The following is a 17,226-nucleotide window of genomic DNA, read 5'->3' as shown; positions in this document are numbered from 1 at the left end:
CTGTAAGCTTCGTGCCAGTCAGTGGCTTGTAAGTGCCGCGCAGGACAGTACCGGCCAAACCAATTCCATCAGACCCAGGAGACAACAAGATGAGTGCAGCATCCACCTCTACATCGGCAATCGAGTCCGTGCTGGTCGAAAACCGCGTGTTTCCGCCGTCGGACGCCATCGTCAAAGCCGCCCGCGTCTCCGGCATGGCCGGCTACGACGCCCTGTGCGCCGAGGCCGAGCAGGACTTCGAAGGCTTCTGGGCGCGCCTGGCGCGCGAGAACGTGCAGTGGACCCGGCCCTTCACCCGCACGCTGGACGAATCCAACGCCCCGTTCTACCAGTGGTTCGACGACGGCGAACTCAATGCCAGCGCCAACTGCCTGGACCGCCACATCGGCACGCCCACCGAGAACAAAGACGCGATCATCTTCGAGGCCGACGATGGCACGGTGACCCGTGTGACCTACAAGGAGCTGCTGGCCCGCGTGGGCCAGTTCGCCAATGCGCTCAAGGCCCACGGCGTGCAAAAGGGCGACCGCGTGCTGATCTACATGCCCATGACGGTGGAGGGCGTGATCGCCATGCAGGCCTGCGCGCGCATCGGCGCCACGCACAGCGTGGTGTTCGGCGGCTTCAGCGCCAAGGCGGTGCAGGAGCGCATCATCGACGCCGGTGCCGTGGCCGTGATCACCGCCAACTACCAGATGCGCGGCGGCAAGGAGCTGCCGCTCAAGGCCATCATCGACGAGGCCCTGGCCGCCGGCGGCTGCGATACCATCCGCAACGTCTTCGTCTACCAGCGCACGCCCACCGCCTGCAACATGGTGGCCGGGCGCGACAAGACCTTCACCGAAGCCCTCGAAGGCCAGAGCACCGACTGCCCGCCCGTGGCCGTGGGCGCAGAGCACCCGCTGTTCATCCTGTACACCAGCGGCTCCACCGGCAAGCCCAAGGGCGTGCAGCACTCCACCGGCGGCTACCTGCTGTGGGCCAAGCTCACGATGGACTGGACCTTCGACCTGCGGCCTGACGACATCTTCTGGTGCACGGCCGACATCGGCTGGATCACCGGCCACACCTACGTGGCCTACGGCCCGCTGGCTGCGGGCGCCACGCAGATCATCTTCGAAGGCATCCCCACCTTCCCCAACGCCGGGCGCTTCTGGCAGATGATCGAAAAGCACAAGTGCACCATCTTCTACACGGCCCCCACCGCCATCCGTTCGCTCATCAAGGCGGCCGAGGGCGATGCCTCCGTGCATCCCGCGCGCTCGGACCTGTCGAGCCTGCGCATCCTGGGCAGCGTGGGCGAGCCCATCAACCCCGAAGCCTGGATGTGGTACCACAAGAACGTGGGCGGCGAGCGCTGCCCCATCGTGGACACCTTCTGGCAGACCGAGACCGGCGGCCACGTCATCACCCCGCTGCCCGGCGCCACGCCGCTGGTGCCCGGCAGCTGCACGCTGCCGCTGCCCGGCATCACCGCCGCCATCGTCGATGAGCTGGGCAACGACATCGCCAACGGCACGGGCGGCATCCTGGTCATCAAGCGCCCCTGGCCCAGCATGATCCGCACCATCTGGAACGACCCCGAGCGCTTCAAGAAGGCCTACTTCCCCGAAGAGCTCAAGGGCTACTACCTGGCCGGCGACGGTGCCGTGCGCAGCAGCGACCGCGCCTACTTTCGCATCACCGGCCGCATCGACGATGTGCTCAACGTCTCGGGCCACCGCATGGGCACGATGGAAATCGAGTCGGCCCTGGTCTCCAAGACCGACCTGGTGGCCGAAGCCGCCGTGGTGGGCCGCCCCGACGACGTGACCGGCGAGGCCATCTGCGCCTTCGTCGTGCTCAAGCGCTCGCGCCCCACCGGCGAAGAGGCCAAGCAGATCGCCAACGAACTGCGCGCCTGGGTCGCCAAGGAAATCGGCCCCATCGCCAAGCCCAAGGACATCCGTTTCGGCGACAACCTGCCCAAGACGCGCAGCGGCAAGATCATGCGCCGGCTGCTGCGCAGCATTGCCAAGGGGGAGGCGATCACCCAAGATACTTCCACGCTTGAGAATCCGGCAATCCTGGATCAGTTGTCGCAGACCAACTGATCCAGAAGGCGCCGTGCAACGGCGCCAGCGCGCAGCGCTGCCGGTTCGGGGACGCTCCTATCGCGCAGCGATGTGACGTGGCCACAAAACCCCGCAATTCTGGATCAGTTGGCCCGGGCCAACTGATCCAGATGGCGCCGTGCAATGGCGTCAGCGCGCAGCGCTTGCGGGGTTTGGGGACACTCATATCGCGCAGCGATGTGACGTGGCCACAGAATCCTCGTCGATCATCCACCGCCGTGATTGAAGTACCATTTTGACGTTGCGAAGCCTTTCGGTCCCATGGGTTCCGACTGCCCCTTCCGGAGCGTTTTCCTCCCTCCCTCTCTTTTTTTCGTTTCGGGACGCTTCGCAACTTTTTTATCCCGGCCACCGGCCGCCGCGCAGCGGCCAGGCGGCCGCCCCTGTAGGACAGCTTCGGCAAACCGCTGCAAGGTCGGCGTTTGCCGCCCTGCATCGGTTACAACCCGTTCAACGCGCCGCCGGCCATGAGGGCCGGCGTGCGATGCGTGCAACGAACGAACGGAGCTTTTCCCATGCAATTACGATCCATCGTGCTGCTGCTGACCATGCTGGCCATTGCCGTGCTGGCGGCCCTCAACTGGGCAGCGCTGTCTGCCCCCGTGCCCGTGTCCCTGGGCGTGACCACACTGGAGGCGCCACTGGGCATGCTCATGCTGGGCCTCACGGCCTTGCTGGCCATCGTCGGCGTGGCCTATGTGCTGTCGCTGCAGGGCTCGGTGCTGCTGGAGACGCGCCGCCACACCAAGGAGCTGCAGGCCCAGCGTGAGCTGGCCGACAAGGCCGAAGCCTCGCGCTTCACCGAGTTGCGCGCCTTCCTGGAAACCCAGCAGCAGCAAACGCACACCGCCTTGCTGGCCCGGCTGGACCACCTCGAAACCCGCCTGGCCGCACGTGCCCAGGAATCCGACAACACCACCGCCGCCTATGTGGGACAACTGGAGCAGCAAATGCGCGTGCGCGGGGCCGACATGAACCTCGTGTAACACGGTCTGGCCAGCATCCTGGCCCGCAAAGCACAACAGCCGCCCCACTGGCACAGTGGCGCGGCTGTTGTCGTTTGTTGGCAGGGGAGGGCGCGGTGCCCTGGCGCCCGGCGGCTTACTTCACCGTCAGCACCCAGGCGGCCAGCTTCTTCGCGTCGGCTTCGTTGACCTGCGCATTGGCGGGCATGGGCACGGGGCCCCACACGCCTCCGCCACCCTTCATGATCTTGCCGGCCAGCTTGTCTACGGCGTCCTTCTGGCCCGCGTACTTGGCCGCCACTTCCTTGTAGGAGGGGCCCACCACCTTCTTGTCCATGGCATGGCAGGCCATGCAGCTCTTGGCCGTGGCCAGCGCCAGATCGGCCATGGCGGGGCCCGCGACCGACAGCGTAAGGGCCAATGTGATCAGAGTGCGCTTCATGGTGGGGATTTTCCTGTGGGTTGGGTTACAGTTCTTTTAACGGAATTGTAGTGACTTGGGTTGACCTGGGGCCCGTCGGCCGCCAAGCCCCTGCGCACCCGTACTGATTGGAGATTGCCATGTACCTGCTCGCCATCGCCGTTATCCTGACGGCACTCAAATACTTTGAAATCGGCCCCGTCGCGAACATGGATTGGTGGTGGATCCTGGGCTTCTACGGCGCCACCATCGTCTGGTGGGCCTGGGCCGATGCGACCGGCTACACCAAGCGCAAGGCCATGGAAAAGATGGCGACGCGCAAGCAGGACCGCATCAACAAGAACAAGGAAGCCCTGGGCATCGCGCCGCGCAAGCCGCGCTGAGTGCCTGCACCGAGCGCGGGCGATGCCCTCGGTAAGGGCCGCACGCTGGCCGCTTGAGCGATCATTCCTGGCCCCATGAAAAAAGCCCGTACCGCAGTAGTACGGGCTTTTTTCATGCCTTGTCCGCCCGGGTGCCCATCGGCCCGGGCGCCTGGCACTTTCGGCACAGCGCCCTGGCGCAACCAGGCCAGCCAGGCCCCTGTCTTCTTCGTAAGGTATCGCCAGGGCAGGGCATGTCGCCCGGCCTGGCACAACTACCCCGAAGGAGACAACGATGGCGGAATCCTATGTCCTGGTCCATGGCGCCTGGCACACCGGCGCCGAGATGGAGGCCACGGCCGGCCACCTGCGCGCACGCGGCCACACGGTGCATTGCCCCACCCTGGCCGGCAACAGGCCGGGCGACGACCGGGCGGCCACGGGCCTGGCCGATGCGGTGGACTCGCTCGCAGCCTTCATCGAAGGCCAGGACCTCACGGACGTGCGCCTGGTGGGCCACAGCTATGGCGGCATGGTCATCAGCCACATGGCGGCGAGGCTGCCCGGGCGCATCCGCCGACTGGTGTACTGGAACGCCTTCGTGCCGCTGGACGGCGAATGCCTCAACGACCTGGTGCCGCCCCACTACCGCGCGCTGTTCGACCAGGTGGCGGCGGCCAACGGCAATGCGGTGATGCTGCCGTACCCGATCTGGCGCGAGGCCTTCATCAACGATGCCGACGAGGCCCTGGCGCGCAGCAGCTATGCGCTGCTCAACCCGCACCCCTACCTTACCTTCACCGAACCGGCGCGCCTGCCCGTGCCTCTGGCGGCGCTGGAGATCGGCAAGAGCTACCTGAACGCCCAGCAGGACGCGGCCTTGCCCCACAGCCTGCCCTGGCACCCACGCCTGTCGGAGCGGCTGGGCCTGTTCCGCCTGGTGGAGTGCCAGGGCAGCCACGAGATCTGCTTTTCCGACCCGGCGCTGGCAGCCGCCAGCATCGAGCGGGCCGGGCGGGACTGAAAATCGGGCCTCTTCCTGCGGGTGTTGGTGGGTGCTTGGACCCTCGCCCAACACGCGGCATAATCATGTCCATGACACCGCCCGGCCTGCGCTCGGCGGTGTCGTTTTTTTGACAACCCGAACGACGACGGACATGACCACCATTCCCATCACCAAGCGCGGCGCGGAGAAGCTGCGCGAAGAGTTGCACCGCTTGAAGACCGTGGACCGCCCCTGGGTGATCACGGCCATTTCCGACGCCCGCGCGCAGGGTGACCTGAGCGAAAACGCCGAGTACGAAGCCGCCAAGGACCGCCAGGGCTTCATCGAAGGCCGCATCCAGGAGGTGGAGGGCAAGCTGTCCGCCGCGCAGATCATCGACCCGACCGCCGTGGACGCGGGCGGCAAGGTGGTGTTCGGCGCCACGGTGGAGCTCGAAGACGAAGAGTCCGGCGACACGGTGACCTACCAGATCGTGGGCGAGGACGAGGCCGACCTCAAGCAGGGCCTGATCAACGTCTCCAGCCCCATCGCGCGCGCGCTGATCGGCAAGGAAGAGGGCGACACCGCCGAAGTGCAGGCACCGGGCGGCGTTCGCCGCTACGAGGTGGTGGCCGTCAGCTACGTCTGAGGCCAGCAGGCCCTCTTTGGCTTCATGATCGCTGCGCGCCTTCCGGCACTGGCCGCTGCCCTGTGGTGGGGTAGCCTGACCACCGTGGGTTTCCTGGTGGTGCCCCTGCTGTTCGCCAACTTGCCCTCGGCCGCGATGGCCGGGCAGATGGCGGCGAAGCTGTTCGCGGCACAGACCTGGGTCACGGTGGCCTGCTGCATGCTGCTGCTGCTCATATCGCGGCGCCGGCACGAGGAGTTCCAGGAGCCCTGGGCCAAGGCCGTGTTGGGCTTCGTGCTCGGTGGCTTGCTGCTCGCCCTGCTGGTGCAGTTCGGCGTGTCGCCGCGCATCGTCGCGCGGCAGGACCTGCGCCTGTGGCACTCCGTAGGCACCGGCATGTACGTGCTGCAGTGGGTGTGCGCGCTGGTGGTGCTGTGGCGTACCGTGCAGGTTGCGGTCGCTCCCGCCGAAGACGGGGCCGGGCCGGCGCAGCCCGGTCTTTGAATCCGCCTATTCGTGCCAGTGCTCCGCCACCCAGGTGGCGGGGCGGATGTAGCGAAAACGCCGGTTGCGCCGGCCGGCCAGTGCGTCGGGTGGGTTGCATTCGCCGTGGAAGATCACGATGCGCGCATCCTGCGGCACGAAGGGCGCCTTCCAGTAATTGCTGGGCCAGGCGGGGATGCCGTGGTACTTGAAGCTTGGGCACCAGGCCGCAGGCCAGTAGGCGAGCTTGCCCTGGCGGTGCAGAAAGTCCGACAGGTAGGCCTGCTCGTTGCGGAACTGCTCACGGATCTGCGCGAAATGGCCGCGAAAATAGTCGAGCACGTCCGGGTGGGCGCCCAGCTCGAAGCGGTACACCGACGAATTGCCCGTGACGCGCCAGGGGCGCTTGTAATCGTGGATGATGAGGAACTCGCCCGGCTGGGTGAAGAAATCATCGAGCGGGCCGGTGACGACCACGTCCACGTCGAGAAACAGCGCCGTGCCCTTGAGGCCGTGCAGGTCGGCGCTGAAGGTGACGAGCTTGGTCCAGCCGCGCTCGGGAATGCCGGCAGGCAGGTCAAGCGGCGGGATGGGCAGGCACTGCACTTCGCTGCGGATGCCGGCATTGCTGTCGGTAAGGCAGACGAAGTTGAAATCGCCAGCCAGGTGCCTGCGCACCATGGCATAGAGGCGGTTGACGTATTCGGGGCCGTATTTCGTGCCCCATTTCATGCAGATGACATGGCGCTGGCCCCCGGGGGGCGCAGCGCCGCCAGCGGGCGTGGCCTGCATGCGGATCAGTCAGCCTGGCGTTTCTTGACGGACTTGAGCTTGGGCTTCTTGGCCCGCTTGATCTGGCCGCCGGGCGTCAGGCGCTGGTTGCCCAGCACGCGCAGCTGCTTGACCTCGGGGCGCTGGCCGGCGCGCTTGCTGTACTTGAGCACCTTCACGTCGCGCGGGCCGGGCATGCGGTCTTCGTCGATGGTGCGCTCCTTGTCCTTGGCGGGCTGGGGGCGCCACAGCACGAGGAGCTTGCCGATGTGCTGGATGGGCGCGGCGCTCAGGTCGGCCGTGAGCTGCTGGTACATCAGCTCGCGGGCGGCGCGGTCGTCGTTGAAAACGCGCACCTTGATCAGCCCGTGGGCGTTCAGGGCGGCGTCGATTTCCTTTTGCACGGCGGGGGTGAGGCCATCGCCGCCCACGAGCACCACGGGGTTGAGGTGATGGGCATCGGCGCGGTATTCCCGGCGCTCAGCGGGAGTCAATTGAATTTGGGGCATGGGCCGTATTATCGAGGCTGAAAGAAAAACACAATGAAAGTTAACAGAAGAAGCGATGTCACTCATCCAGATACTGCTTAAGAACCGGGTACAGCCCGGTATTTTTTTGCCCCTTTCGCTCAGCAATAAGGCGGCGGATGACGATCAAGGAAACCTTGTAGTCGCGTGCTACAGCAGACATAGAACGCCCGCCATCGACTGCCGCCAGGGCCGAAGATTCCTGCTCAGGTGAGAGCAGCTTGGGGCGCCCGAAGACGACACCACGCTTTACGGCCGCAACTTGACCAGCAACAGTGCGCTCACGAGTTATAGAGCGCTCCAACTGGCCGACAGCACCAAGAATCTGAATCATGAACATGCCCAATGGGCTGGACGTATCTAGCGGCTCAGTGAGTGATCGAATGGCTGCTCCAGAAGCCTTGATGCGATCCAGGATAGAAAGAAGATCCTTCAGCGACCTTGCAATGCGATCCATCTTGTAGACAACAAGCACATCGCCGGAGCCAAGGGCAGCAAGCGCCTTTTGTAACTCAGGACGGGCGCCTACCGAGCTACCCTTTTCTTGATAGACCAGCTTGACGCCGGCCTTCCCCAATGCATCCAACTGCAAATGTGTTTCCTGATCCTTTGTTGAAACGCGCGCGTATCCAATGAGTGCCATTACTCCCCCTCAGTTTGTTGCGGGGCGTAAAGATACCTGTATGAATGAACAGTGTTAACCTGCTGCATACATATCGCGCTATTCGTCGCGCCAGAGCAAGCCCTGTTGTCGCCAATCCCTGTTTGTCAGAGCGAAGCGGAGCAAAGACCGTACAACCACAGCACGGGACGTGTCGAAATGAACCGCCAAGTCATCGAGCGTTAGACCGATCCGGGGATTGATCGACACATCGAGGCGCACATGCTGCGAACGATGCTCAGCGACACGCCGCGAGGTGGCGTTACCGGTAACGAACGCCTGTTTTGTGCTGACGGTACCCATGGCTAGCCCCTGACTGTCTGGAGCCCTACAGCGCCTTTCCTGCGCTTGTTGGGCAGCTCACCATGCAGCACAAACCAGTCTTTCCACTTTGACAGCTTTTCCAAGACAACATGGTGCACATCGAGCATGCAAGCATAGGCCGCCGTCCATGCACTGAGGGTGTCGGGGAAGTGGCCCATGTTGATCGGCTTGGGCATGTCTGGTGCACCGAAGGCGCTGTAACGGTTTGAGAAGGCCTCACCCTCACGGAATGCCTTCACGATGTACTTGGCGATATAGGCCGCAATTTGGGCAGGGCTGCGTGTGCTGGATGCCTTGCGGCGGGCTATGTCTATGTTGCCCTGCCGGGTGCCCGTCACAGACCGCCAGATGGCCCGTATGGCCTCAAAACTCTTCACCTTGCAGGGCAGGCCGCTGGCACTGCGCTGGATGAACGAGACAGGCACGTTAGCAGTAGCAATGTGCCAATGCACTGCACCGCGCTTTTGGGTTTCGTAAACGGCCACAGCCTTGAACTGAGGCATGACGCGGCGCAAACGGCGCACGAACTCTTTGAGGTCTTTTTTGGCCTGCTGCACAGAACACTCATTGGCCCTGTACGTGAGCGTGAGCATGGTATCTGCACCCATGGCTTTGCAGAGCTTGCGCACCTTAGATTTAGCACGGTTTGCCGCGATGGTGAGGGACTTTTCCCGCAACTCGTCGGCGTTGTCTTCACGGTGCTTTAGCACACACTCCAGGTACATCTCCAGGGCCATCGGCGACCACTCCAGCTCGACCCACTTTGTAGGGGCGGCGCCGGACATCTCGATATGGCCATTGCCAAGATCGTGCGCTTTGAGGTTGATGCCATCGCCCATCTTTCCCTCAAACGCAACAAGCGGGACGCCACGCCGGTGCATATCGAGCAGCTCAGCAGGGGTGAATTTGGCGGTTGGGCGCGTTTCGTCGAAAATGCGGATCATGTGGACCAGTCGTAGTGGTTTACATCACGAACCCGGAGGGCCTGCCAGCTCTGCCGGGTTCACCTTTTTGGGCCGTCCCGTGGCCCGTGTTCCAAAGTGTTTATGGGATAAATCTAGGCCGCGCTCCGCGCGGCCCCGCCTGCGCGCTTCGCTTGCGCATGCGTGTCCGCTGCTGCGCTTGCTGGGGACTCATCAAGGGGTACGAGGTGCACGACGGTTGACATGGGGCGTGCTGCCCCATACCCCTGCCCCCAAGCCTGCGGCGCGTGGCTAGTCGCCACTTTGGGGCCCCCGGTTTGTCTCTCAGACAGGTACGACATGCCCGCGCCCATGCAGCCGCTGTAGAGCACTATCACAGGCCACCCCCGCCGAACTTGGCAAAGGCCGGATTGCGAGCCCGTAGCGCGCCCGTCACGTCGGCCTGCGTGATCTGCGTGGGGTCAGGCGGCTGTACCTCAGGCATGGGCACTGTGCGGGCTTGGCGGGGCTGCGGCGGCTGCTGGCGGGGGTCAGTCGGCCCGTTAGCCTGTACGAGCAACTGGGGCCGCTGCTGGCGCTCCTGATGCTCCCTTGGCGGGTCAGCCCATTCCATAAAAAACCCCTGTTTGACTATCTGCAAACAGACCGTGCCAGACACCTGCAGGAGCGTGGCTTGCTGGGTGTAGCACTTGCAGGTTCCGGCCATGTGGATGCACGCCGCAGGGTAAGGCGCTTGCTTGGGCTTTGTGACCTCATCATAGGCCGGTGCCGTGTGCGGAAAATCGGGAATGCGAGGCGTGCGATCGGCGAGGTATTGCTCCGGCGTGGGCTTGAGGGACGCAGGGGGAGCCGCCGCTGCAACCTGCGTTGCGCCAGGCGCTGGCACTCCAGCCGCGGTTGCGTGCTTTGTGACGTTTTTATAGGTCAGCGAGAACGCGTAATAGCCGAACAGCGGCACCAGAATCGCCGCAACCAACAGGAACCAAACGGCCTTTGGGATTCTCTTTTTGCCGGTGTGAAGGCTGGCGCTGCGGTACCACGTATACACCTCTTTAGGGAAGGGCACCATGCTGACGCTGGCGGTTTTTCCGCTGCCGTCTTTCTCGCAGTTGGGGTTGACCGCAGCCCATTCCAGCACGCTCACCATATCAACGCCGAATGTGCGCTTTAGGTGCCGATGCCATCCAGGCGGGCCGATCAGCCGACGCACGAAAGCGTCAATGTTCTGCGGGTGCTGGGTGACCAGGAAGAAATCGAAACCGCGCTTGCGGTGCTCCGCCAGCATGCGCACGTATTCCGGGGGCGTGCCGCTTGGCGGGCGCAATGGAAAATCGTTGTGGCACTCGTCGACGAGGAAAATCGTGCCGTCCGGCTCGTTCTGCCAATCCTTGATGTCGATCTTTTTCCAGTTCGACAGCTCACCGCCTTCGACTACATCAAAGCGCCCGTTGTGGCACACCGGGCGGTTTTCCTTGACCTGCAGTTCGCGAACCCATTTGAGGGTGTTAAGGGTCTTACCTGCGCCGTTGGCGCCAGTGATCAGATGCAGCATGGTTACTTCTTCACGAACCGCTTTGCAACGCCGTTCATGCCGTTGATGAAGACGCGGGCCAGCAATGCGCTGGTGATGATCGAGATAGCCACACCGACCTTCATGTAGGTGAGCAAGGCCATGAGGTCAGGAGGCAATCCGCCGAAGGCAGAAAGGGCCTGTTGCTTGAGCTGTTCAAGGCCGGTTTCCATGCCCTTGTAGGTGATGACGGCAACACCGAGGTTGAGCAGTACACGGCCCACGAAGGACGCCATCATGCGCAGGAATGCGCCCATGAGTGCAGCAATGAATATCGGCATGATCAGCCCTTCACGATGATGCGAGCAGCCGCAAGAGAGCTGACCGCGACGAGGATGTAGCCCAACTGCGCGAGCACAGTGCAGAGCTTCGAGATAGGCAGGTCCACCGCTTGCCGCCACACCGTCAAGTGCAAATCCTGTATGCAGGCACCGCCGCCGCCGAGGGCATCCGTGCTGTTGAGCTTGGACGCGATATCGATCTCTTCATTGCCGGGCAAATCTTTGGTGACGTCGCGCATTAGGTCTTTCTTGGTCTCTTCCGCATAGAGATCTGACTCAGCGCTTTTGTCGTCGAAAAGCTTGCAGGAGCGACGGTGCTGCTCACGAGCTATGGCGCACTGGATGGCATCGCCCTCACACATGAAACCCTCATTGCAAGAACCCTCAAACGTGTTGCCATCGCCATCGCCGTCACCGTCACCGTCACCATCGCCATCGCCATCGCCATCGCCACTGCCATCGCCACCCGGGCGGGTGTAGACACACACGCTGCCAATCTTCACTGTGTCAGGAGGGCACAGGCCGTCGCCATTGGGTGCAGTCGGATTCTTGATACAGACCTTGCCTTGCTTGGTGTAGCCCGCAGGGCAATTGCCACCGGCATCGGGCGCCTGAGGCTTGGGCGTAGGCATGCCGCTGCTACCACCAGGACCGGAGGTTGTCGGCGGGTGAGGATTGCCGGGCGTTGTCGGGTCCGGGTTATAGCCAGGGTTTGTAGGCGCAGTGGGATTGGGGTTTGTGCCACCACCGCCACCGTTCCCAGGACCTGCAGGGCCTTGTGAACCAGGGGGGCCGGTGCCGTTATTGCTCCCGCCGCCGTTGCCACCGCTGCCGCCATTCGGCTTAGTGCTATCGCCGCTGTTGCCATCCCTTCTTGGACCGCCTTCGCCAGAGCTATTTGCACCCGGCGTGCATGTGGAACCTGTGAGGCGCCCAGTGCCAGCACATGACGTGTGACCGTCATACGAAGCACAAACGCTGCCGATGGCCTTGACAGTGCAGAACTGCCCGCCATCCTTTTCGCAGTAGAAAGCAGCGCGGCCATCTGGGGCGTCGTAAGTGCCCATCACCTTGCCAACGTCGCATCCATTTTTCTTGCAAACGCCATTGACACGCTTTTCGCCAGGGGGGCAGGGTGGCTCAGGGACACACACGCCATTGACGCGCACTTCATCGGGCTTGCAGCTGTCAGGGACGCATGCGCCGCCCTCTTCATGCTGACCGGAGGGGCATGGATTTTTGGGGCGACACTGGCCATCTTTTTCTTCATGGGTTGAGGCGCAAACACAGTTGCCGGTGCCGTCGTCGGTGCTGTTGGCGGGACATGAAGTACCAACCTCATAGGCAGGAATCTGCAGACCGGTCATAGTCTGCGGAGTCCACGTATCAGGTGCGCCGGGTGGCCTGCGGGTGGTGAGAGACATCACGCATGTACGGGGTGCCTGCGTGCCTGTCACTGCATAGGTATCCACGGTCTGTTGAGAGTTGCGCTCTGCGACCCAAGCACTGCACGCAGCAGACAAAGAACCGAACGGGCCAAGCTTTACTGTCGAGCCAACCCAAATCTCATACTGGGGCGCCTTGGGCAGTGCGAAGGACGCAGCGCAGAGGGTGCACAGGATAGCCGCGAGGACTACGCGGAGAAGATTAGCCATGCGGCCCCCAGCATTGCGATGATGACGAAAAAGCCCATGTGCTACCCCTTGACGAAACCCACCGCGTGGGCTTTGGCAAAGGCCCCCTGCCGGCCGGTCAGGGGTCTTATGCCGGGTGGCTTAGGACAGAGCCTTGCGCACCCACTGGAAGGCCTTGACGCCCACGTAGATCAGCAGCACGGCAGCGCCGATCAGACCGATGGGTGCGGCTTGGGCGGCAATGTCTGTGACGACAGAGGCGACGTCCACGGCTGCGGCTTGGGAGGCGGTTGCAGCGGCCAGGAGTGCCGATGCGACGATGGCTTGCAGAGCAGGCTTGCGGAAGGTGATGCGGTTCATGTGTTACTCCGTTTCTGAGGTTGAATTTCCATCGGTGTGTTTCAGGGTTTGGATGAGCACTCGAAAGGCCCAGCCCGCACCCCATACCAGCAGGATGGCGCTGCTGATTGCGACCCCTTCCGCCGTCGTTATTTGCAACGGAGGGAGGGAAATTTGTTGGTTGGCTTCTGCCACCGTGAGCAGCAGATGGGAGCCACTGGGGCAGGTGTAGGAGCCACCGGAAAGGGTGGCGTCACCGACTGCCCAGGGCAGGAGCGTTTTGCCGGTCGCAGAAGCCGCAGAAGGCGGGCCAGATGCAGACGCTTCAATGAAGAGGCAAAGGGCCATGGTCAGTAGTCCCGCTTGGGCGGGAATGCCCACTTGATGACCTTGAGCAATGGCGAAATACCAGCAAGGAATGCCAGCCAGAAGAAGCAAGCGAGCCCAATTGCCAAGAGCCAGTCAGCCACGAGACACCACCTGCACTGAGGAACAGTCAACCCAGGTGGGCGCAACCTTGACTGTTGCGTCAGCCTGATCGACGTTGAATTTGATCAAGCAACGGCCCGTGCGAACGCGCTGCACGGTGCCACGCCAGCCATGCCAGGAAACGGGAAGGCCGCGCTTCACGAGCTTGTCGTTTAGATCGAGATTGGCAGGCATGAAGAGCCTCAGGCGGAAGCCTTGGGAGCTGGGGCGGGCGTAGCGGCTTGGCGCTGGGGCGGTACTGGAGTCAAGCTGGTGAGGACCGCCACGACCTCACCCTTATCAGCGCCGTAGTCAGGCACGCGCAATGCGAAGCCAGCGCGATAAATCCCGACCTTCGCCTGTTCGACCAGGTCACGAGGCACGCGCAAGCGGCCTACGGTTTCGAGCTCACCGTCATCGTTGATCAGGGCGCAGCGCGCAACGTGAGAGATGTAGGGCTTGCCGGTGTCGGGGTTGAGTTTCTTGGAGGTCTCTTCAGAGACTTTGAGGAGCTGGATAGTGCTTGTGAATGACATTGCGTGTGCCTCTATTGGCTGTGTGGAACAACAACAGCACCGGGGTACTGTTACCATCACGTACCAAAAAATTGATACGTGACGAATAGTACCAAACATTTGGTACATGTACCAATAGAAAGCTACATATGCCACTAATCGACACCATTGAGAAGGCCGCCGCGATCGCAGGGAGCCAGACAAAGCTTGCCGAGCTACTGGGCGAAAGCCGACCTCACGTATCGAACTGGAAAGCGGGGACTCGTGTGTGCACCATCGACAAGCGCATCAAGCTAGCGCAGATTGCGGGGTTAGACCCAACGATGGCGGTACTAGAAGGCCTAGCAGATCAGCTAGACGAAAATGACGAATGGCAAGCGAAGGCGAAAGAAACGCTAAATGCCATCCTTAACGCCTTCCCTGAAACAGGAATAGAACGCAATGAAAGTCAAAACCCAAAGCAAGAAGGTCAACAAGGCGTGGCTCAATGACCACGTCAACGACACCTACGTCAAGTTGGCCCAGAAAGAGGGTTTTCGGGCCCGTGCAGCCTACAAGCTCAAGGAGATCGATGAGCAGCTGCACCTCATCAAGCCCGGCAATACCGTGGTGGACCTGGGCTCCACGCCCGGCGCCTGGAGCCAGTACGTGCGCCGGCGCCTGTCGCCGGGTGGCGCGGCCACGGGGCAACTCAACGGCACCATCATCGCCCTGGACATCCTGCCCATGGAGCCCGTCGAGGGCGTGACCTTCCTGAACGGGGATTTTCGCGAAGAGGCGGTGCTGGCGCAACTGGAGGCGGCGCTGGACGGCCGGGTGGTGGACGTGGTGGTCTCGGACATGGCTCCCAACCTCTCGGGCATTGAATCGGCCGACGCCGCCCGCATTTCCCATCTGGTCGAGCTGGCGGTGGAATTCGCCACCACCCACCTCAAGCCCGATGGGGCGCTGGTGGTCAAGCTTTTTCACGGCAGCGGCTACAGCGACCTGGTCACGCTGTTCAAGCAGACCTTCAAGGTGGTGAAACCCGTCAAACCCAAGGCATCGCGCGATAAATCGTCAGAAACCTTCCTGGTCGGCATGGGCCTCAAGAAATCGGCGTGATGCGCCGAAATCTCCAAAAGGGGGCTGCCTGAGAGGCAAAACCCCCGCCGATATGTGACAAACCCCCGCAAATCCCGAGCGGTGCCCATGGCCGCTAGGGGGAATAGCCATGGTGTCTGCGCTTGAAAGACCTAAAATGGGCCACATATAGGCCGTGACGGCTTTGTGACCGTCGCCCTTTCTCCCTTGCAACTGGAGCCCCGCTTGAACAATCAGTGGTTTTCAAAAATTGCCGTATGGCTGGTCATTGCCATGGTGCTGTTCACGGTGTTCAAGCAGTTTGACACCCGTGGCGGCGCCAGCGCAGGACATATCGGGTACTCCGAATTCCTCGAAGAAGTTCGTAACAACCGTATCAAGAGCGCCACCATCCCCGAGGGGCTGAGCGGCGGCGAGATCGTTGCCACGACCAACGACGACCGCAAAATCCGCACGAACGCATCGGTGCTGGACCGTGGCCTGGTGGGCGACCTGATCACCCACAACGTCAAGTTCGACGTCAAGCCCCGTGAAGAAGGCTCCCTGCTCATGACCTTGCTGGTCAGCTGGGGCCCCATGCTGCTGCTGATCGGCGTATGGGTCTACTTCATGCGCCAGATGCAGGGCGGCGGCAAGGGCGGTGCCTTCAGTTTCGGCAAGAGCAAGGCACGCATGCTCGACGAGAACAACAACCAGGTCACGTTCGCGGACGTGGCCGGTTGCGACGAGGCCAAGGAAGAAGTCAAGGAAGTCGTGGACTTCCTCAAAGACCCGCAGAAATTCCAGAAGCTCGGCGGGCGCATTCCGCGCGGCCTGCTGCTTGTCGGCCCGCCCGGTACCGGCAAGACCCTCTTGGCCAAGTCCATCGCGGGCGAAGCCAAGGTGCCGTTCTTCAGCATCTCGGGCTCCGACTTCGTGGAAATGTTCGTCGGCGTGGGCGCGGCCCGTGTGCGCGACATGTTCGACAACGCCAAGAAGAACGCCCCCTGCATCATCTTCATCGATGAAATCGACGCCGTGGGCCGCCAGCGCGGTGCCGGCCTCGGTGGTGGCAACGACGAGCGCGAGCAGACCCTGAACCAGATGCTGGTCGAGATGGACGGCTTCGAAACCAACCTGGGCGTGATCGTGGTGGCTGCCACCAACCGCCCCGACATCCTGGACGCCGCCCTGCTGCGCCCCGGCCGTTTCGACCGCCAGGTGTACGTGACGCTGCCCGACATCCGCGGCCGCGAACAGATCCTGAACGTGCACATGCGCAAGATCCCGATCGGCCAGGACGTAGCCCCGAACATCATCGCCCGGGGCACGCCCGGCATGAGCGGTGCCGACCTGGCCAATCTGTGCAATGAAGCCGCCCTGATGGCTGCGCGCCGCAACGCCCGCACCGTGGAGATGCAGGACTTCGAGAAGGCCAAGGACAAGATCCTCATGGGCCCCGAGCGCAAGAGCATGGTCATGCCCGAGGAAGAGCGCCGCAACACGGCCTACCACGAGTCCGGCCACGCACTGATCGGCAAGCTGCTGCCCAAGTGCGACCCGGTGCACAAGGTCACCATCATCCCCCGTGGCCGTGCCCTGGGCGTGACGATGAGCCTGCCCGCGCAGGACCGCTACAGCTACGACCGTGAATACATGCTCAACCAGATCAGCATGCTGTTCGGTGGCCGCATTGCCGAAGAAGTGTTCATGAACCAGATGACCACCGGCGCCAGCAACGACTTCGAGCGTGCCACGCACATCGCACGTGACATGGTGACCCGCTACGGCATGACCGCAGCGTTGGGCCCGATGGTCTATGCCGAGAACGAGGGCGAAGTGTTCCTGGGCCGTTCGGTCACCAAGACCACGAACATGAGCGAGCAGACCATGGAAAAGGTCGATGGCGAGGTGCGCCGCATCATCGACGAGCAATACGACCTGGCCCGCCGCCTGATCGAAGAGAACAGCGACAAGATGCACGCCATGGCCAAGGCCCTGCTCGAATGGGAAACCATCGACACGGAGCAGCTCGACGACATCATGGCCGGAAAGCCTCCACGCCCTCCCAAGGACTGGACGCCGCGCACGCCTTCGTCGGGTGGCGACACCCCCGGCGGCGGCACGCCTGCCGTGGCCACCGAGGCTGCGCCAGCAGCACCATCGGCCGCCTGATAGACAGAGTCCAGGCAC

The 17,226-nt window shown here is 62.8% G+C and carries 22 protein-coding genes; 10 read left to right on the top strand and 12 right to left on the bottom strand.

Features of this window, described 5'->3' with window-relative positions; all coding sequences use genetic code 11:
* Positions 1-89 precede the first annotated feature (89 nt).
* Complete coding sequence (gene acs / locus QYL93_RS21050; RefSeq protein WP_305745489.1) at positions 90-2,093, top strand: acetate--CoA ligase; 2,004 nt, start codon at positions 90-92, stop codon at positions 2,091-2,093.
* Between the two features lie 536 nt (positions 2,094-2,629).
* Positions 2,630-3,100: a LapA family protein gene (locus QYL93_RS21045; RefSeq protein ID WP_305745488.1), complete on the top strand. Its 471-nt coding sequence runs from the start codon at positions 2,630-2,632 to the stop codon at positions 3,098-3,100.
* A gap of 115 nt (positions 3,101-3,215) precedes the next feature.
* On the opposite strand, the gene QYL93_RS21040 is transcribed toward QYL93_RS21045, so the two are convergent.
* Positions 3,216-3,521, bottom strand: coding sequence for a c-type cytochrome (locus QYL93_RS21040; protein WP_305745487.1), 306 nt, complete (start codon positions 3,519-3,521; stop codon positions 3,216-3,218).
* Positions 3,522-3,640: 119 nt separating this feature from the next.
* Between QYL93_RS21040 and QYL93_RS21035 the strand changes: the two genes are divergently transcribed.
* The 4 genes from QYL93_RS21035 (at position 3,641) to QYL93_RS21020 (ending at position 5,979) form a co-directional block, all read left to right on the top strand.
* Positions 3,641-3,883: a TIGR04438 family Trp-rich protein gene (locus tag QYL93_RS21035; protein WP_305745486.1), complete on the top strand. Its 243-nt coding sequence runs from the start codon at positions 3,641-3,643 to the stop codon at positions 3,881-3,883.
* 274 nt (positions 3,884-4,157) lie between these two features.
* A complete protein-coding gene (locus QYL93_RS21030; RefSeq protein ID WP_305745485.1) occupies positions 4,158-4,886 on the top strand; it encodes an alpha/beta fold hydrolase in 729 nt (242 codons plus the stop codon).
* A 133-nt stretch (positions 4,887-5,019) separates the two neighbouring features.
* Positions 5,020-5,496, top strand: coding sequence for a transcription elongation factor GreA (greA, locus tag QYL93_RS21025; protein ID WP_057206476.1), 477 nt, complete (start codon positions 5,020-5,022; stop codon positions 5,494-5,496).
* A gap of 24 nt (positions 5,497-5,520) precedes the next feature.
* The gene (locus QYL93_RS21020) at positions 5,521-5,979 is read left to right on the top strand and encodes a DUF4149 domain-containing protein (protein WP_305745484.1); all 459 of its coding nucleotides are present in this window, start codon (positions 5,521-5,523) and stop codon (positions 5,977-5,979) included.
* Between the two features lie 6 nt (positions 5,980-5,985).
* Here QYL93_RS21020 and QYL93_RS21015 read toward each other — a convergent pair whose 3' ends face one another.
* From QYL93_RS21015 to QYL93_RS20985, 7 genes are all read right to left on the bottom strand, one after another.
* Positions 5,986-6,750 carry a hypothetical protein gene (locus QYL93_RS21015; RefSeq protein WP_057206473.1) on the bottom strand — a complete coding sequence of 255 codons (765 nt, stop codon included), beginning with the start codon at positions 6,748-6,750 and terminating at the stop codon, positions 5,986-5,988.
* A gap of 5 nt (positions 6,751-6,755) precedes the next feature.
* Entirely contained in the window at positions 6,756-7,238 is a 483-nt protein-coding gene (locus QYL93_RS21010) for a YhbY family RNA-binding protein (RefSeq protein WP_057206472.1), read from the bottom strand.
* A 58-nt stretch (positions 7,239-7,296) separates the two neighbouring features.
* Entirely contained in the window at positions 7,297-7,899 is a 603-nt protein-coding gene (locus tag QYL93_RS21005; RefSeq protein ID WP_305745483.1) for a recombinase family protein, read from the bottom strand.
* Between the two features lie 323 nt (positions 7,900-8,222).
* Positions 8,223-9,185 carry a hypothetical protein gene (locus QYL93_RS21000; protein WP_305745482.1) on the bottom strand — a complete coding sequence of 321 codons (963 nt, stop codon included), beginning with the start codon at positions 9,183-9,185 and terminating at the stop codon, positions 8,223-8,225.
* 352 nt (positions 9,186-9,537) lie between these two features.
* Positions 9,538-10,716: a zonular occludens toxin domain-containing protein gene (locus QYL93_RS20995; protein WP_305745481.1), complete on the bottom strand. Its 1,179-nt coding sequence runs from the start codon at positions 10,714-10,716 to the stop codon at positions 9,538-9,540.
* A 2-nt stretch (positions 10,717-10,718) separates the two neighbouring features.
* Positions 10,719-11,015, bottom strand: a complete 297-nt coding sequence (locus QYL93_RS20990; protein ID WP_305745480.1) for a DUF2523 domain-containing protein — start codon at positions 11,013-11,015, stop codon at positions 10,719-10,721.
* Between the two features lie 2 nt (positions 11,016-11,017).
* Positions 11,018-11,647 carry a hypothetical protein gene (locus QYL93_RS20985; RefSeq protein ID WP_305745479.1) on the bottom strand — a complete coding sequence of 210 codons (630 nt, stop codon included), beginning with the start codon at positions 11,645-11,647 and terminating at the stop codon, positions 11,018-11,020.
* A gap of 321 nt (positions 11,648-11,968) precedes the next feature.
* On the opposite strand from QYL93_RS20985, the gene QYL93_RS20980 reads away from it, so the two are divergent.
* Entirely contained in the window at positions 11,969-12,292 is a 324-nt protein-coding gene (locus QYL93_RS20980) for a hypothetical protein (protein WP_305745478.1), read from the top strand.
* Between the two features lie 498 nt (positions 12,293-12,790).
* On the opposite strand, the gene QYL93_RS20975 is transcribed toward QYL93_RS20980, so the two are convergent.
* From QYL93_RS20975 to QYL93_RS20960, 4 genes are read right to left on the bottom strand one after another with little or no spacing between them, the layout of a single operon-like run.
* Entirely contained in the window at positions 12,791-13,009 is a 219-nt protein-coding gene (locus QYL93_RS20975; protein ID WP_305745477.1) for a major capsid protein, read from the bottom strand.
* 3 nt (positions 13,010-13,012) lie between these two features.
* A complete protein-coding gene (locus QYL93_RS20970; RefSeq protein WP_305745476.1) occupies positions 13,013-13,426 on the bottom strand; it encodes a hypothetical protein in 414 nt (137 codons plus the stop codon).
* A 24-nt stretch (positions 13,427-13,450) separates the two neighbouring features.
* Positions 13,451-13,651, bottom strand: a complete 201-nt coding sequence (locus tag QYL93_RS20965; RefSeq protein ID WP_305745475.1) for a hypothetical protein — start codon at positions 13,649-13,651, stop codon at positions 13,451-13,453.
* 8 nt (positions 13,652-13,659) lie between these two features.
* Positions 13,660-13,992, bottom strand: a complete 333-nt coding sequence (locus QYL93_RS20960; RefSeq protein ID WP_305745474.1) for a hypothetical protein — start codon at positions 13,990-13,992, stop codon at positions 13,660-13,662.
* A gap of 128 nt (positions 13,993-14,120) precedes the next feature.
* Here QYL93_RS20960 and QYL93_RS20955 point away from each other — a divergent pair, with 128 nt between their 5' ends.
* The 3 genes from QYL93_RS20955 (at position 14,121) to ftsH (ending at position 17,208) form a co-directional block, all read left to right on the top strand.
* Positions 14,121-14,462 carry a YdaS family helix-turn-helix protein gene (locus QYL93_RS20955; RefSeq protein ID WP_305745473.1) on the top strand — a complete coding sequence of 114 codons (342 nt, stop codon included), beginning with the start codon at positions 14,121-14,123 and terminating at the stop codon, positions 14,460-14,462.
* On the top strand, positions 14,413-15,075 hold the full coding sequence (locus QYL93_RS20950; RefSeq protein WP_057206470.1) for an RlmE family RNA methyltransferase: 663 nt from the start codon (positions 14,413-14,415) through the stop codon (positions 15,073-15,075). The genes QYL93_RS20955 and QYL93_RS20950 overlap by 50 nt, the downstream gene beginning before the upstream one ends.
* Positions 15,076-15,279: 204 nt before the next feature.
* Positions 15,280-17,208 carry an ATP-dependent zinc metalloprotease FtsH gene (gene ftsH, locus QYL93_RS20945; RefSeq protein ID WP_305745472.1) on the top strand — a complete coding sequence of 643 codons (1,929 nt, stop codon included), beginning with the start codon at positions 15,280-15,282 and terminating at the stop codon, positions 17,206-17,208.
* Positions 17,209-17,226: the final 18 nt, after the last annotated feature.

Origin of the sequence: Acidovorax sp. A1169 (genome assembly GCF_030704685.1) — a bacterium.
In the GTDB taxonomy this organism is placed as follows: domain Bacteria; phylum Pseudomonadota; class Gammaproteobacteria; order Burkholderiales; family Burkholderiaceae_C; genus Acidovorax.
The sequence above is the reverse complement of the archived record's forward strand: the minus strand, read 5'-3'. Positions and strand labels throughout refer to the sequence as shown.

Bases quoted from the DNA above. Each gene is read 5' to 3' on its own strand.
- acs (WP_305745489.1), top strand. From the start codon at position 90: ATGAGTGCAGCATCCACCTCTACATCGGCAATCGAGTCCGTGCTGGTC.
- QYL93_RS21045 (WP_305745488.1), top strand. From the start codon at position 2,630: ATGCAATTACGATCCATCGTGCTGCTGCTGACCATGCTGGCCATTGCC.
- QYL93_RS21040 (WP_305745487.1), bottom strand. From the start codon at position 3,521: ATGAAGCGCACTCTGATCACATTGGCCCTTACGCTGTCGGTCGCGGGC.
- QYL93_RS21035 (WP_305745486.1), top strand. From the start codon at position 3,641: ATGTACCTGCTCGCCATCGCCGTTATCCTGACGGCACTCAAATACTTT.
- QYL93_RS21030 (WP_305745485.1), top strand. From the start codon at position 4,158: ATGGCGGAATCCTATGTCCTGGTCCATGGCGCCTGGCACACCGGCGCC.
- greA (WP_057206476.1), top strand. From the start codon at position 5,020: ATGACCACCATTCCCATCACCAAGCGCGGCGCGGAGAAGCTGCGCGAA.
- QYL93_RS21020 (WP_305745484.1), top strand. From the start codon at position 5,521: ATGATCGCTGCGCGCCTTCCGGCACTGGCCGCTGCCCTGTGGTGGGGT.
- QYL93_RS21015 (WP_057206473.1), bottom strand. From the start codon at position 6,750: ATGCAGGCCACGCCCGCTGGCGGCGCTGCGCCCCCCGGGGGCCAGCGC.
- QYL93_RS21010 (WP_057206472.1), bottom strand. From the start codon at position 7,238: ATGCCCCAAATTCAATTGACTCCCGCTGAGCGCCGGGAATACCGCGCC.
- QYL93_RS21005 (WP_305745483.1), bottom strand. From the start codon at position 7,899: ATGGCACTCATTGGATACGCGCGCGTTTCAACAAAGGATCAGGAAACA.
- QYL93_RS21000 (WP_305745482.1), bottom strand. From the start codon at position 9,185: ATGATCCGCATTTTCGACGAAACGCGCCCAACCGCCAAATTCACCCCT.
- QYL93_RS20995 (WP_305745481.1), bottom strand. From the start codon at position 10,716: ATGCTGCATCTGATCACTGGCGCCAACGGCGCAGGTAAGACCCTTAAC.
- QYL93_RS20990 (WP_305745480.1), bottom strand. From the start codon at position 11,015: ATGCCGATATTCATTGCTGCACTCATGGGCGCATTCCTGCGCATGATG.
- QYL93_RS20985 (WP_305745479.1), bottom strand. From the start codon at position 11,647: ATGCCTACGCCCAAGCCTCAGGCGCCCGATGCCGGTGGCAATTGCCCT.
- QYL93_RS20975 (WP_305745477.1), bottom strand. From the start codon at position 13,009: ATGAACCGCATCACCTTCCGCAAGCCTGCTCTGCAAGCCATCGTCGCA.
- QYL93_RS20965 (WP_305745475.1), bottom strand. From the start codon at position 13,651: ATGCCTGCCAATCTCGATCTAAACGACAAGCTCGTGAAGCGCGGCCTT.
- QYL93_RS20960 (WP_305745474.1), bottom strand. From the start codon at position 13,992: ATGTCATTCACAAGCACTATCCAGCTCCTCAAAGTCTCTGAAGAGACC.
- QYL93_RS20955 (WP_305745473.1), top strand. From the start codon at position 14,121: ATGCCACTAATCGACACCATTGAGAAGGCCGCCGCGATCGCAGGGAGC.
- QYL93_RS20950 (WP_057206470.1), top strand. From the start codon at position 14,413: ATGAAAGTCAAAACCCAAAGCAAGAAGGTCAACAAGGCGTGGCTCAAT.